Origin of the sequence: Leclercia sp. LSNIH8 (genome assembly GCF_002920195.1) — a bacterium.
In the GTDB taxonomy this organism is placed as follows: Bacteria; Pseudomonadota; Gammaproteobacteria; order Enterobacterales; family Enterobacteriaceae; genus Enterobacter.
In genome coordinates this window covers 1-15,183 of sequence record NZ_PQJY01000006.1, presented here as the reverse complement: position 1 = coordinate 15,183, position 15,183 = coordinate 1, and the positions used below count along the sequence as shown (strand labels likewise).

The 15,183-nt window shown below is 52.6% G+C and carries 9 protein-coding genes and 5 pseudogenes; 8 read left to right on the top strand and 6 right to left on the bottom strand.

Features of this window, described 5'->3' with window-relative positions:
* The first annotated feature begins 284 nt into the window (after positions 1-284).
* Positions 285-944: an SDR family oxidoreductase gene (locus C3406_RS17195; protein ID WP_007897903.1), complete on the top strand. Its 660-nt coding sequence runs from the start codon at positions 285-287 to the stop codon at positions 942-944.
* A 41-nt stretch (positions 945-985) separates the two neighbouring features.
* On the opposite strand, the pseudogene C3406_RS17190 reads toward C3406_RS17195, so the two are convergent.
* Positions 986-1,582, bottom strand: a pseudogene (locus tag C3406_RS17190) (LysR substrate-binding domain-containing protein); the annotation flags it as partial.
* A 447-nt stretch (positions 1,583-2,029) separates the two neighbouring features.
* The gene (locus C3406_RS17180; RefSeq protein WP_022649401.1) at positions 2,030-2,356 is read right to left on the bottom strand and encodes a four-helix bundle copper-binding protein; all 327 of its coding nucleotides are present in this window, start codon (positions 2,354-2,356) and stop codon (positions 2,030-2,032) included.
* A 431-nt stretch (positions 2,357-2,787) separates the two neighbouring features.
* On the opposite strand from C3406_RS17180, the gene C3406_RS17175 reads away from it, so the two are divergent.
* Positions 2,788-3,921, top strand: a complete 1,134-nt coding sequence (locus tag C3406_RS17175; protein ID WP_022651297.1) for a glutathione-independent formaldehyde dehydrogenase — start codon at positions 2,788-2,790, stop codon at positions 3,919-3,921.
* Between the two features lie 569 nt (positions 3,922-4,490).
* A pseudogene (locus C3406_RS17170) lies at positions 4,491-4,790 on the top strand (IS66 family transposase); the annotation flags it as partial.
* A 71-nt stretch (positions 4,791-4,861) separates the two neighbouring features.
* Here C3406_RS17170 and C3406_RS17165 read toward each other — a convergent pair.
* Positions 4,862-7,513 carry an excinuclease ABC subunit UvrA gene (locus C3406_RS17165; RefSeq protein WP_103824212.1) on the bottom strand — a complete coding sequence of 884 codons (2,652 nt, stop codon included), beginning with the start codon at positions 7,511-7,513 and terminating at the stop codon, positions 4,862-4,864.
* Positions 7,514-8,129: 616 nt separating this feature from the next.
* Here C3406_RS17165 and C3406_RS17150 point away from each other — a divergent pair.
* The 4 genes and pseudogenes from C3406_RS17150 to C3406_RS17130 all read left to right on the top strand — a co-directional run.
* Positions 8,130-8,815: pseudogene (locus C3406_RS17150) on the top strand (IS3 family transposase); the annotation flags it as partial.
* Between the two features lie 672 nt (positions 8,816-9,487).
* On the top strand, positions 9,488-10,996 hold the full coding sequence (gene ltrA, locus C3406_RS17140; protein WP_001189111.1) for a group II intron reverse transcriptase/maturase: 1,509 nt from the start codon (positions 9,488-9,490) through the stop codon (positions 10,994-10,996).
* An 80-nt stretch (positions 10,997-11,076) separates the two neighbouring features.
* Positions 11,077-11,553, top strand: a pseudogene (locus tag C3406_RS17135) (IS3 family transposase); the annotation flags it as partial.
* Between the two features lie 145 nt (positions 11,554-11,698).
* Entirely contained in the window at positions 11,699-12,679 is a 981-nt protein-coding gene (locus C3406_RS17130) for an NAD(P)H-quinone oxidoreductase (protein WP_101743360.1), read from the top strand.
* Between the two features lie 212 nt (positions 12,680-12,891).
* Here C3406_RS17130 and C3406_RS17125 read toward each other — a convergent pair.
* Positions 12,892-13,589 (bottom strand): IS1 family transposase gene (locus C3406_RS17125; protein ID WP_223852547.1). Its coding sequence is split into 2 segments (ribosomal slippage): positions 12,892-13,340 and positions 13,340-13,589, totalling 699 coding nucleotides; the frame shifts between segments, so codons are not numbered across the junction.
* A 160-nt stretch (positions 13,590-13,749) separates the two neighbouring features.
* On the opposite strand from C3406_RS17125, the pseudogene C3406_RS26530 reads away from it, so the two are divergent.
* Positions 13,750-13,982, top strand: a pseudogene (locus tag C3406_RS26530) (DUF2913 family protein); the annotation flags it as partial.
* Here the strand turns inward: C3406_RS26530 and C3406_RS17110 are convergent.
* The gene (locus tag C3406_RS17110; protein WP_040113343.1) at positions 13,979-14,908 is read right to left on the bottom strand and encodes an Rpn family recombination-promoting nuclease/putative transposase; all 930 of its coding nucleotides are present in this window, start codon (positions 14,906-14,908) and stop codon (positions 13,979-13,981) included. The pseudogene C3406_RS26530 and the gene C3406_RS17110 sit on opposite strands and share 4 nt — an antisense overlap.
* 203 nt (positions 14,909-15,111) lie before the next feature.
* A partial coding sequence (locus C3406_RS26525) for a hypothetical protein (protein WP_223177208.1) occupies positions 15,112-15,183 on the bottom strand: 72 nt, incomplete at its 5' end.

The window sequence follows — 15,183 nt, the reverse complement described above, 5'->3', positions numbered from 1 at the left end:
TTCAAGGTACACATTGCGTCCCTCGCACTTCAGTAACTTGCGTGGATCTTTCGAATATAACGGAAGATATTGGCCGGCATTGCGTGTAACCGGTTCAGGAGTTCTCATCGTGACGGGAGAGCTAAATCGGTACGGCTGTTGTTCTCAGCTATAAGAACAACTGAGTATCTGACCAGCTGTCTGGTGCTGGCAGCAGCATGCAGTGCAATCGGTCAGGCTCAAAGGAACTGACCTGATGTCAGGTTATAATTTCGGACACATCATAACCCCAGAAGGAGACAACTGTGGTTCATGTTTTCATTATCGGTGGTGCAGGCAAAATCGGCCAGCGTCTGTGCAGGATCCTTTCAGGTAGGGGGCATGCTGTTCGTGCCCTCTACCGTAAGCCAGAGCAGCAGGCATTGCTAGGCGAGCTGGGTGCTGAGCCCGTCAGTGGGAGCCTGACAGAGCTGGATGCAGCTGCGCTGGCGATGCACTTTGCAGGTAGTGATACAGTGGTGTTTACTGCCGGTGCCGGCGGTAAGGGGGGACAGGAGATGACCAATGCGGTCGACGGCGAAGGGCTGAAAAAGTCGGTAGCTGCCGCCCTCAGTGCCGGTGTGTCTCGCTTTCTGCTCGTTTCTGCATTCCCGGAGTCCGCACGGGGAGAAACCACTTCTGAATCATTCGAAAATTATATGCGTGTTAAAAAAATGGCCGATGTGGAACTAGCACAAAGCGAGCTTGACTGGGTGATCCTGCGCCCCGGCGCGCTGCAGGATAAGACTGGTACGGGTTATGTACGTGCCGGCCTGGCCATCCCGTATGGTAACGTGCCCCGTGATGACGTGGCGGCTACGCTGGCTGAACTCATTGAGCAACCTGCCGTCAGCCGCGTCATCATTGAGCTGACGTCTGGCGATGCTCCTGTCCGTGAAGCCATACAGAAGCTGGCGGGCCGATAAAAGGCAGCGCACGTACCAGCAGGCTGCAGGCCCCCAGGCGTTTACAATAAACTTTCCAGCCAGTCGGTAAACGCCCGTACTTTTCGGGAGAGATGGCGGTGCGGATACAGAAGTTACAGTTTGCGATTCGGGGACGTATTATCTGGCAGAACCTCTACCAACAGCCCGCGATCGAGATAAGGCTGCAAAAAAATATTCATGCCCTGTAGTATTCCCAGCCCCGCCAGGCCTGCTGCAATGTAGGCTTCTGAGTTATCCACGACAAGCCTGCCTGGAAGTTCAATTTCGGTGGAGCCCTCTGACGTCCCGAATGTCCAGGGCATAACTTGTCTGTTGCTGCTGTTAATCCAGTTGACGGCCTGATGCTGCTGCAACTCGTCCATTGTTTCCGGGGTGCCGTGTTGATCAAGATACGCAGGACTGGCGCAGGTCGTCATTTTAACGGTTCCCACCTCCTTTGCGATATAGTCGCCATCGTCCAGCTCCCCCACCCTCAGTATGCAGTCCAGGCCATCATGCAGCATATTCCGTCGGCGGTCTGAGCTGCTCAGGATAATTTCAATTCCGGGATGCTGGCGATAAAAATCAGGCAGGTTGGGTATAACAAGTAAAGCCGCAAACGCGACAGGCATATCTATGAGCGAATAGCGGGCGTCAAAATGATAGCGACAGGAAAGTTCTGCCATATTAAACATAACAACCCTTGGGCGCACCGCCGCAGGCGCCCTCAGCACGTTTCTGCGGCCTCCCGCCTGTTTCCGGCACCTTTCAAACGCCCCTGATGATTTCTGCGCGTCTGCATGGCTATGCAGTGAGATCTGCTCTCCACCGATTAGTGCATGCAGATTTTGGAAACGTCCAATTCTGGCACGAAGCGGTCACCCCGGCGGGGTGCAGTCCGCTGTCAGCGAAAACGGACATTGAGCCAATCAAATAATCTGTGCCAGAATTTGTCATTGAGGCTAGTACTTTCGAGTAGATCTATTTCCCGCCCGTACTCTTAAACTCATCTATCTCATCCTTCTACGACTTATTACCGGGAATATAAAACCCCGCCGAAGCGGGTTTGGTAATTTGAGTTTTTCTCAGGCGGCCATCTTTCTGCATTGTTCGGCGCAGTGATGACAAGCGCTTGAGCAATCCTGACAATGGTCATGTTCATGCTTTCCACACTCGTCACCGCACTTCTGACAAACATCAGCGCAAAGACGGCAAAGATCCTGGGCAGACCCGCTATTTAGTGTCATGAATTGAGCTGCAAGACGGCAGATATTTGCACACTGCATATCCAGTTTTATGCACTCGCGCATCATCTCCAGATTCTCTTCGTCGAGACACGAAGCCGCACAGTTATCACATGCCGTTGCACATAGATAACAGGCTTCGATGCATTTTTTGTATTCGTCTAACATAATTTCTCCTTAGCTAAGGTTACGTATTAAGCATGGAAGAGATAACTGATTATTCAAATTTTGAATTAGTTAATTACCTTTTCAGCATTTCATATCATTGATTCAAAGTGCATCTCTAGGGTTACCTAATTCACCTATGTCTACTTCTGGCACAATGCAGAAATGAGATAGATTTACTTTATCCGCTTCTCGCTCAAAGCTGTCCGTAATCCCTTGCCTGCTTAAAAAAACCGGATTAACGTGTGATGTTTTTACGTTTTCCAGGCAGCCTTCATCGGTAAGTACCTGTCTTACAGACTTCAATGCACTTAGTTAAGAAACATCCTAATCGTCCTTTCGCCGATCGCGAGATCTGTTATGGCAGCTAAACTCGATTGATACCCCAATCCGCGGGGCAGCATTTCCTTTCCGCACGCAAGAAGGAGAAGATCATGAAAGCAGTAATTTACAACGGTCCTTATGATGTAAAAGTAAAAGACGTACCGGATGCGAAAATTGTCCGCCCCACGGATGTACTCGTCCGCATCACCACCACCAACATTTGTGGGTCGGACTTGCACATGTATGAGGGCCGGACCAGCTTTGAACAGGGACGGATTCTGGGTCACGAAAACCTGGGTGAAGTGGTCGAAATTGGCTCAGGCGTTGAACGTATTAAGGTGGGCGACTATGTTTGTCTGCCGTTTAACGTGGGATGTGGTTTTTGCGAAAACTGTGAAAAAGGTCTGACCGGCTTTTGTCTCACTACCAATCCGGGTACGGCAGGCGCAGCTTATGGTTTTGCTGAAATGGGTCCCTGGGAGGGAGGTCAGGCGGAACTTCTTCGGGTGCCATTTGCCGACTTTAACTGCCTTGTTCTTCCCCCTGATGCGGCAGAAAAAGAAGATGATTATGTGATGCTCTCTGACATTTTTCCTACCGGCTGGCATGCAACAGAACTTGCCGGATTGAAGCCTGGTGAAAGCGTGGCCATTTATGGCGCGGGGCCGGTCGGTTTGATGGCAGCTCATTCGGCGATCATTAAAGGTGCTTCACAGGTGTTTGTGGTTGATACGCACACAGACCGGTTGGCTCTGGCTGAAAAAATGGGGGCGACGGGCATCAATGCTACTGGCGATGAAGCTGTACAAAAAATTCTCGACCTGACGGATGGACGCGGTACGGATTGTGGCTGCGAATGTGTTGGCTATCAGTGCTGTAACAAACATGGCCATGAAGATAACTCTGTTACCATGAACAGTCTTGTTGCGTCGACGAAAGCAACCGGGGGAATTGGTGTGGTTGGCGTCTTTATTCCTCAGGATCCGGGGGCTGAATCGGAGCTTGCCAGAGAGGGTAAGATGCCATTTGATTTTGGGAGTTTCTGGTTTAAAGGACAGGCAATCCGTACCGGCCAGGCGAACGTTAAGGCCTATAACCGTCAGCTGTCTCGCCTCATCCATCACGATAAAGCCAGTCCGGGCAAAATAATTTCTCATCGTCTTTCGCTTGAAGAGGCTCCTGCCGGATATAAGCACTTCGATGAGCGGGATGAAGGATGGACGAAGGTTATCCTTAAGCCTTAAATAGAGTTATCCGGTATGAGAAAGCAAAAACCGGGAAAGAATGTATGACTTTTGACAGGGTGCAATAAAATATCCTGTCAGGGCGTTATTATTCATACTTTCAGCTGCCAGGCGCTTCCATATCCAGACTTGTTCCCTGATTTTGCCGACGAGATAGCAAAATTAATACATTCAGGAGGAGGCATCTGCGGTTGATCTGTTCCGTATTTATTAACGCCCTGTGCTGTAAGTATTGTCTGCCTCTACCACATAGCAGACATGTGCGCAGGAACGGTCCGCTATGAGCGAAAAGCGGACTTCCGGTCCTTGCGCAAACTCCCGTTCCGAGAAGTTGCAGTTCACAAATCACCTGTTAAAGAAGGTATGGTAGCCCACAGCATTAATTTTGCTTCCATCTTCAGTCAGACTGGCCGGTACCGGCTTCCGATAAGTTTCGTCGGCTGAGGCCCGCTAAAGTAGAGAGGTCAAAAAATAACCTTGACGTACAATAATTTTCGATATCCAAACTGACCCCTAATTAGGTGGACACCTGATGACTGACTTAAAATTTCTATCACGCCAGCGTTACACATCCGCAGTCGCATCTTGCGGGGTTCAGCGGGGTGTTGCAGGCGGACGTGCACGTGCGGACGCCCTCTGACACCACGACCGAAGCGCTGTGCCGTATCGGCGAGCTGTATGGCATCGAGGCGGGCATCCGGGGCAAAAGCGCGGCGGAACGGCTGGCCATTCGGCAGGAAAAAGCGGTACCGCTGCTGACCGCGCTGGAGGGCTGGCTGCGTGAAAAGCAGAAAACGCTGTCACGGCACTCGGAGCTGTCGAAGGCGTTCGCGTACGCGCTGAACCAGTGGGATGCGCTGAAATTATACCTGCGGGAGATTACTGATACAGAACACGCCGGGAATGTGCCGCCATTGACGCAATGACGACACAGCCCTTTTTAACCGTTCCGTGAGAGTTCCCTGGCAATATACTGTGCGGTACGGCTTTCTTTGACCTGCGATACCTGTTCGGGAGTTCCTGCGGCAACCAGGCGTCCTCCCTCATGTCCCGCTCCAGGACCGATGTCGATAACCTGGTCTGCCTGAGTAACCGCCCGCATATCGTGTTCAATCATTATCACCGTATTTTCTGCATCAACAAGCCGCTGCAGCTGCACAAGGAGGCGGTCGGCGTCTGAAGCATGCAGGCCGGTTGTCGGTTCATCTAGGATATACAACGTGTGGCCACGTTGGCTACGTTGTAGTTCGGTTGCCAGCTTGATCCTTTGCGCCTCCCCTCCGGATAACTCGGTTGCTGGTTGTCCCAGACGCAGGTAGCCCAGACCAATTTCACTCAGCAGACGGAGGGGACGAGCCACTGGTTCTTCAGTCGCAAAGAACTGACTGGCTTCATCCACCGTCATATGCAGGACCTCCGCGATATTTTTGTCCTGCCAGCAGATCCTGAGAGTATCCCGGTTATACCGCGCGCCATGGCAGGTCGGGCACGGTGCATACACGCTCGGCATAAACAACAGCTCCACGCTGACGAATCCTTCACCTTCACAGGTTGCACAGCGGCCTTTTGCCACATTGAAAGAGAATTGACCCGCATCGTAATGATGGAGTTTGGCGTCAGTCGTTCCGGCAAAGAGCTTACGAACAGGATCAAACAACCCGGTATATGTCGCCAGGTTTGAACGGGGGGTCCTGCCTATCGGTTTCTGGTCAACCTGAACCAGACGCTTTACCAGTCCGGTATCACCGGTCAGGGTACCGTACGTTTTCTCCGTTACGGATGGCCCCTCAGCGTCGCTGGCTTCGGAAAGCACGTCTTCTGGCTCACCGCCAAGTGAAGAAAGCACCAGTTCCGGTAAGGCCTGGGCAATCAGACTGGATTTACCGGAGCCAGAGACTCCCGTCACGGCTGTCAGCACACCCAGAGGAATATCAACATCGATCCACTTAAGATTGTGGCGATGGATCCCCTGCAGTTTCAGCCACCCGGATGGGATACGGCCAAAAGATTGTGGTGGCCGGACTTCATCAAATAAATAACGCGCGGTACGAGATTGGGTGACGGCTTTCAGATCTTCAGGAATACCACTGTAGAGAACATGTCCTCCCTGTTCACCAGCCGACGGTCCCACATCAACAAGCCATTGCGCCCGTCGCATCAGGTTAAGATCATGTTCAACGACAAACACCGAGTTGCCGGCATCACGAAGGTTCTCAAGCGCATCGTAAAGCGCTTTACTGTCTGAGGGGTGCAGACCCGCAGACGGTTCATCAAGAACATAGACCACACCAAACAGCATCGAACTGAGTTGCGTGGCAAGACGCAGTCGCTGAAGCTCTCCTGCAGATAGAGTTGGGGTTGCTCTGTCCAGCGTAAGATAACCCAGCCCCAGCTTCTGCAACTGATACAACCGGGCCATGACACCACCGGTCAGCCGTTGTGCCGCCAGTCGTTTCTCTTCCGATAACGCCGATGTCCGGCAGACATCGGCGTTATCGGAATGGACCGCTTTTCCGGATGCAGCACGCTCTGTCAGATCCCGACGGGTGATATCCCTGTCGGCATCTGCGCCGGCGTGGTGGGCACTGAAATCCCCCCGGGAGATTGGAAGGAGCAATTCCGCCAGCTGGTCTAAGGGCATCTGCATAAATTCACCAATGTCCACACCGGCAAAGGTGACGGACAATGATTCTGACTTCAGTCTTTTCCCGTGACAGACCGGACACAGCTTGCCTTCCATAAAACGGGAGACTCGTTTTCTCATCAACGCGCTTTGCGTGCTGGCGAAGGTATGTAGCACATAACGACGTGCCCCGGTGAAGGTCCCCATATAACCCGGCGTCATTTTTTTCCTGACGGCTTCGCGCGTATCTTCCGGACTCAGTCCCGGGAAAACCGGTACAGTGGGGGTGTCTTCGGTAAAAAGGATCCACTGACGGTCTTCCGCTGGCAGATTTTTCCAGGGAGTGTCGATGTCATACCCCAGCGTCACCAGAATATCCCGCAGATTCTGTCCGTGCCAGGCCGGGGGCCAGGAAGCAATAGCCTTTTCACGGATACTAAGTGAGGGATCGGGCACCATCAGTGTTTCAGTTACCTCATAGATATGGCCCAGACCATGGCAAGAAGGGCATGCCCCCTGCGGCGTGTTGGGAGAAAAATCCTCGGCATACAGCATCGGTTGTCCGGCAGGATAAGCGCCCGCCCGTGAGTACATCATTCGCACCAGACTGGATAAGGTGGTCACGCTGCCGACAGAGGAGCGCGCGTTACTGGCACCGCGTTGTTGCTGAAGCGCAACGGCTGGCGGCAGTCCGTCAATGGCATCCACATCCGGAACCCCGACCTGATCAATGAGGCGACGAGCGTAGGGGGCAACCGATTCAAAGTAGCGCCGTTGCGCCTCAGCATAAATGGTGCCAAAGGCCAGTGAAGACTTACCCGAGCCTGACACACCCGAAAAAACAACCAATGCGTTGCGCGGAATGGAAACATCCACCTCTTTAAGGTTGTTCTCGCGAGCACCGCGAATCACAACTGAATTGTTGTCGTCAGTCAGGATGGGATGATAACCGAAAAGTTTCTTTGCCATAGAATTTCCTGTGCTAGGTGTGTCCGCTCTTAATAAGGCCACCTCTTGTGACGGTATCTGGTGTGCCGGACCGCTCGATCAGAAAGCCCGTCGAAAAAAGCGTTTGTGTGACTGGAAACAGATTGCTGAAGCTGGGCCCGGTGGTACCATGTGGGACACCGCTGAAGTTTCAGCGGTACCCTGCGGATCCGCCTTCTGTATGAGAACTGGCTGGCGGCGTACCCGGGACCGGAGATTTGGCTCCCGTGATAATGCGGGCTCCCCGGTACGCGACGCTGTGGTTCCAGACCCAGCTGATGGCGACACTCAGGCGGTTTCGGGTACCAATTAAAAAATACAGATGAATAATGCACGTGATTTCATATGTCATTTCCTTTCATTACAGTTTTAGACCCCATCAGACATCTGCCTGGCAGAGTTAACGGAGATAGGAGCGGACTATCGAAATGGTGTCGTCGATTGACCTCTTCTGCGACTCATTTCGTTTGCCCGTATCGGGGAATTCCTCCCGAAGATAGCTTTCCAGAACAACCGCCATCAGGTCGTTAACGGCTCCCTGGACTGACCCCGCCCCGGTAGACGATCCTGCCCTATAGTTTGAGTATAGGAGGAGCGTATGGGCACACCACGATTTACACCTGAATTTAAGGAAGAAGCCGTCCGTCAGATAACGGAACGCGGTTATTCCGTCGCCTAAGTATCTGAGCGTCTGGGCGTCTCTGCACACCGCCTCTACAAGTGGCTACGGGCTATCAAACCTGATAACAGCGAGCAGCATGCCCGGGATTTACTGGAAGCTAAAAGCGAGATCCTGAAACTCCGGGCGCAGCTAAAACGCACCGAAGAAGAACGGGATATCCTGAAAAAGGCCGCGCGGTACTTTGCAAAGGAGCCCGACTGAAGTACCGCTTTATCAATGAGCACCGAACTGTATGGGGTGTGATGACGATGTGTCGGGTACTGAATGTCGCCCGGGCCGGGTTCTATGCGTGGCTGCATAACCCTGTCTCGGCGCGTGATAAAGATAACCAGCGCCTGCTGATGCTTATCCGCGACTCATATTCCCTGAGCGGAGGCGTATACGGTTACCGGCGGGTTCATGGCGATCTGAACGAAATCGGGGAAACCTGTGGTAGAAACCGGGTGGGTCGGATCATGCAACTGGACCGGATTAAAGCTGTGCGCGGCTATAAAGCGCCACGTCGTATCGCTGGCAGGCCTTCAGTCGTTGCTCCTAATCTCGTGCAGCGGCAGTTCACCGTTGTCCGGGCCACCCAGGTCTGGGTCACCGATATTACTTATAGTGTGCCCGGAGTTCAGGGCGGGCATGGATGCTTAAATGAACCGCGAGTCTGTCTGGAATATTGAACCGGTAACTCACGATGAGAAACCCAACAATCCCACCGGGTGTGACGGTGGAGAACCTGAGCGGCAGTGACCTGCGGCATGCCCGCAGGGTGATGTAACCCGCTGACAACGGGGATTGAGGCGAGATCACTAAGCCGAGATGATCCTCAAGGTTAAGTACTGAAAGGCTGAAGAACATGAACCCGTTAATCCGCCTCTGTGGGTTGAAAACGTCACCACGGCCTACGTGATCTGACAGGCCGTGCAGGAGGAACTGGCAGTGATACGTAAGCACTGCCGGTCGAAGGTGTTTTGACATGTATGCGAAACACCGGGGCAGCAGCGTCTATCACGCTTGCGATGCTGACTTCTGCCAACTTGCGGCAAGCAAGGATAAAGAGTGCGACGGGCAGCCTCCTCAGTATGCCTGAGTCCAGGCAGGTAAACCGGGGAAGGTCAGCGACGGATGTTAAGGGGGCATGGCTCCGATGACGCGCTGGCTGGCGGAGCTTCCGTAGTAGTCCGCGATGGGGAAAGCCCATTACATGGCGAAGGGAAGCAGTTTGAATGTGTTTGCGACGTGAATTAACTGACCTAACGAGGTGAAGACCTTTGATAATCAGCGAAATGCAACGCAAGCTTGCCACATGGGCAGCCACCGATCCGTCCCTACGGATTCAACGGCTGCTGCGTCTGATAACACAACCAGAATGGCTGGCTGAAGCGGCGCGGATCACGCTTTCATCAAAGGGGGCCCATACCCCCGGCGTTGATGGCGTGAACAAAACAATGCTACAGGCCAGACTGGCTGTTGAGCTGCAAATCCTCAGGGATGAATTACTCTCAGGCCACTACCAGCCCTTGCCCGCCAGACGGGTTTACATCCCTAAAAGCAACGGCAAACTGCGACCACTGGGTATCCCCGCGTTGCGGGATCGTATTGTTCAGCGGGCCATGCTGATGGCGATGGAGCCGATATGGGAGAGTGATTTTCATACGCTCTCATATGGCTTCCGGCCTGAGCGCAGTGTCCACCACGCGATCCGCACGGTAAAATTACAGCTCACAGACTGTGGTGAAACCCGGGGACGCTGGGTGATTGAAGGCGACCTGTCCAGTTACTTCGACACCGTACATCATCGACTGCTGATGAAGGCTGTACGCCGCAGGATCAGTGACGCACGTTTCATGACTCTGCTGTGGAAAACCATCAAGGCGGGACATATCGATGTCGGTCTCTTTCGGGCGGCCAGTGAAGGTGTACCACAGGGCGGTGTTATATCGCCGCTATTATCGAACATCATGCTGAATGAGTTCGATCAATACCTGCATGAGCGCTACCTGAGCGGGAAAGCCAGAAAAGATCGGTGGTACTGGAATAACAGTATCCAACGGGGCCGAAGTACGGCGGTCAGAGAAAACTGGCAGTGGAAACCCGCGGTGGCGTACTGCCGCTATGCCGATGATTTTGTCCTCATCGTCAAAGGCACCAAAGCACAGGCGGAAGCCATCAGGGAGGAGTGTCGGGGTGTGCTCGAAGGCAGTCTGAAACTCAGGCTGAACATGGATAAGACTAAAATCACCCATGTTAATGACGGCTTTATCTTTCTGGGGCACAGGATCATTCGCAAACGCAGTCGTTATGGCGAGATGCGAGTGGTCTCAACGATCCCGCAGGAGAAAGCCAGAAACTTCGCCGCATCGCTGACAGCACTGTTATCAGGCAACTACAGTGAAAGCAAAGTCGATATGGCTGAACAACTCAACCGAAAACTGAAAGGCTGGGCCATGTTCTATCAGTTCGTTGATTTTAAGGCCAAAGTCTTCAGTTATATCGACCGTGTCGTGTTCTGGAAGCTGGCTCACTGGCTGGCCCGCAAATACCGTACAGGTATCGCTTCCCTGATGAGGTGGTGGTGTAAATCACCGAAACCGGGTCAGAGCAAAACGTGGGTTTTATTTGGTAAAACCAATCACGGCAAGCTCAGCGGCGAAATACTGTACCGGTTGGTGGGGCAAGGCAAGAAGCTGTTCCGCTGGCGGCTACCCGAAGGTAATCCCTATCTGAGGACGGAGACCAGAAACACGTATACATCGCGCTTTACAGAAGTGGCAATGGCGTTCGCCAGCATTTAAATGGAGAGCCGGATGCGCTGAAAGGTGCACGTCCGGTTCGGGGAGGAGAGGCAGGGAAATAGTCCGACTACGCCCTGCCTCTTACTCTACTCAGGACCCACGAAGGCTGGCTGTATCTTGCCGTGGTTGTTGATCTGTTCTCACGCAAAATTATCGGCTGGTCCATGCAATCCCGGATGACAAAGGACATTGTCCTGAACGCACTGCTGATGGCTGTATGGCGGCGTAATCCCCAAAAACAGGTGCTGGTTCATTCGGATCAGGGCAGTCAGTACACAAGCCATGAGTGGCAGTCGTTCCTGAAATCACACGGCCTGGAGGGCAGCATGAGCCGTCGCGGTAACTGCCATGATAATGCGGTTGCAGAAAGCTTTTTCCAGTTGTTGAAACGCGAACGGATAAAGAAAAAGATCTACGGAACGCGGGAAGAAGCCCGCAGCGATATTTTTGATTACATCGAAATGTTTTATAACAGTAAGCGTCGGCATGGTTCTAGCGATCAGATGTCACCGACAGAATATGAAAACCAGTATTATCAACGGCTCGGAAGTGTCTAGATTATCCGTGGCGATTCACCCCTAGAAGAGGGTACGTGCTGCAACGTACAGAAAAGTGGCTAGTGATGAGACACAGTGTAGTTGGGAAATTCAACGAAAAACAAAATCATAAGGACTTACGTTCATGTTACATACTGCGAATAAAATGACTGTCATTGAAATCTCTGAGCCTGGCGGGCCAGAGGTTTTAACGCCCGTTCAGACAACGATTCCGGTGCCAAAGGCTGGGGAAATTTTGGTTCGCGTCAAGGCCGCAGGTGTTAATCGTCCTGACGTCATTCAACGCCAGGGTCATTACCCTATGCCTGACGACGTAACCCCTATTCCTGGTCTTGAGGTCGCTGGAACGGTTTCATCAATTGGTGAAGGCGTCACGGGCGTAAAGATTGGTGACCGAGTCTGTGCTCTGACGAATGGCGGTGGTTATGGTGAGTATTGCATCGTGCCGGAAAGCCAGACACTGCCGGTGCCAGACAGCATGTCAATGATAGCAGCGGCGGCACTTCCTGAGACTCTGTTCACCGTCTGGGCAAACTTGTTCAAGATTGGTGGCGCAACACAGGGTCAGAGTGTTCTGATTCATGGGGGAACAAGTGGTATCGGCACAACCGCGTTGATGCTATGCCGCGAAATCGGTATCGAGGCATATGCGACGGCTGGATCAGATGATAAATGCGATGTGATCGCAGAGCTTGGCGCTACGCCAGTCAACTACCGGACAACTGATTTTTCTGATTTCATTTTGAAGCAAACGGATGGCCGTGGCGTTGATATCATTCTCGATATAATGGGTGCATCCTATTTCTCCCGAAATATGAGGAGTTTAGGAATGGATGGCCGGCTGGTAATCATTGGCTTCCTTGGCGGAGCTTTCGCAGAACAAGTGGATCTGCAAGAACTCGCGTTGAAGCGAGCGGTTGTCACGGGTTCAACGATGCGAGCACGAACTTCGGTCGAAAAAGCCGAAATTGCCAACGACTTGCTTAAAAATATCTGGCCGATTCTCAATGCAGGTCGTTGCCATCCCATGATTCACAGCACATTCCCGTTACGCGAAGCAGCACGCGCGCATGCATTGATGGAGTCCGGCAAGCATGTTGGGAAAATTGTTCTTACGGTGAATTAGCTTTAAGCCCGACACAACTCCCACGTTAGGTCATCAGGAATATGACCATTTAAATATCCACCAATGTTGAGCCAGCATTTATTAATACGCTTATCGGGTGATAGTAATCAAATATCACAGGACACGATATGTGGCGACTAAAATATCTGATTTCGTTTTCTGGCTTTTCTATGGTGGACACAGTCTAACACATTCGCGGTAATGACTCCAACTTATTGATGGTGTTTTATGTTCAGATAATGCCCGATGACTTTGTCATGCAGCTCCACCGATTTTGAGAACGACAGCGACTTCCGTCCCAGCCGTGCCAGGTGCTGCCTCAGATTCAGGTTATGCCGCTCAATTCGCTGCGTATATCGCTTGCTGATTACGTGCAGCTTTCCCTTCAGGCGGGATTCATACAGCGGCCAGCCATCCGTCATCCATACCACGACCTCAAAGGCCGACAGCAGGCTCAGAAGACGCTCCAGTGTGGCCAGAGTGCGTTCACCGAATACGTGCGCCACAACCGTCTTCCGGAGCCTGTCATACGCGTAAAACAGCCAGCGCTGGCGCGATTTAGCCCCGACGTATCCCCACTGTTCGTCCATTTCCGCGCAGACGATGACGTCACTGCCCGGCTGTATGCGCGAGGTTACCGACTGCGGCCTGAGTTTTTTAAATGGCGGAAAATCGTGTTGAGGCCAACGCCCATAATGCGGGCGGTTGCCCGGCATCCAACGCCATTCATGGCCATATCAATGATTTTCTGGTGCGTACCGGGTTGAGAAGCGGTGTAAGTGAACTGCAGTTGCCATGTTTTACGGCAGTGAGAGCAGAGATAGCGCTGATGTCCGGCGGTGCTTTTGCCGTTACGCACCACCCCGTCAGTAGCTGAACAGGAGGGACAGCTGATAGAAACAGAAGCCACTGGAGCACCTCAAAAACACCATCATACACTAAATCAGTAAGTTGGCAGCATCACCCGGGATATGAACAAGCCAGAACCGCACTTTTCTAGCCTGTATCTCCATCGATGACTCATCGCTTTTTTACTGGATTGTGCCCGACTGAGAAGCTGCTAACTGGGGGCCGGTCGGAATGCTGTGGCGCTCAGTGCGGGTGTGAACGGCATTTATCTCTTACGAGCCAATCTCTATGTCGCTTTACAGATAAATCCGTTGACAGCGTGTCTGACGGGGGAATGTGGCGAGGTGATGAAGCTGTTTAATCGCTGTGGCTGGCTGAACTTGAGTCTGGTGACTCCCTGCCCCACCAGTATTCGCTGATGACCAGACAGGGAGTGCCAGGAAAGGGTGATTAGTGGCGGATCTGCGCCAGGTCGTCTTCAGTCAGACCAGTCATTTTTATGACGGTATTGCGGTCAATGCCGTTCTGGAGCATGGTTCGTGCAATTTTAAGGGTGGCTTCGCGCTCGCCTTTTTCAATGCCGCGTTGTTCACCGAGCTGAATCCCCTTCTCGATGCCCTTCTGTTCAAGCTGTTGTGCGATGGTCATAAGTGCGTCTCCGTGTTGCGGCACACGCTGTGCCAGTTCGCGTACAAAGGCTTCGGCGTCGGATGTTTCGCCTGCCTGCACTATATAGTGTACCAGCGATATCACCTGCGATGAAGACAAGTATCCCGCCAGCAAGATGGGTGCCAGCCGGTCGACCAGTTCTGCCAGGTCCCGCTGGTGAATATGCTTTTGCAGTAAAGTCAGGGCGGCCATGCTGCGATGGCCAGCGATTTCATCATCCGGAATGATCGTAACGTCTACCAGCGGGAAAGCGTTGCTGTAGAGTTTGCCTGCCAGCTCGGGAGCGTCAAATTCATCCAGCCAACGAGTAGAGTACGGATACGGGCTGCGCTTACCCGTATAGAACAGCACCGGTATCACCAGTGGCAGTTTTTTATGCCCTGCCTCCAGGTGGCGCTGCATGGCGGCTACCGCATAGCGTATGAGGCGGAAAGCCATATGTTTGTCCGGCGTTGACTGGTGCTCGACCAGAACATGAATATAGCCGTCGCCGGCTGTAGTTTTCAGGCTATAGAGGACGTCGCTGAAATACTGGCGGAGATCATCCTCAACGAACGAGCCTGATTCCAGTTTCAGCGTGCTGAGATCGCAGACTGCTCGCAGCTCTGCAGGCAGGTGGATTTCCATGAAATCCCGGGCAATATCCGGTTGCGTCAGGAACTGCCTGAACGTGGCATCGTGAGGAGTGGGTGTGCTGTTTTTCTTCTTCATCTGCCCTGGCTCTGAAAAATGACCCGGAGATGTTATCACAGCCTGGAAAAAGCTAATATTGGCGGTGAACGGAATTGCCATTCCTTCAGGGGGCCGTTCCGGGGTGGTTCGGTCCCCTCCCTAAACCATCTTTACTCATCATCAATTAGGCTTTGTTGAATAAATAAGATTTCTTGCGAACGACCCTGTAGCTGGCTGGATTTTCAGGCAATACGCACGCTTTCTGGCATCCCAGCCTTTGTCATCCTGTTCAACGCACGCACCATGGCCATAGC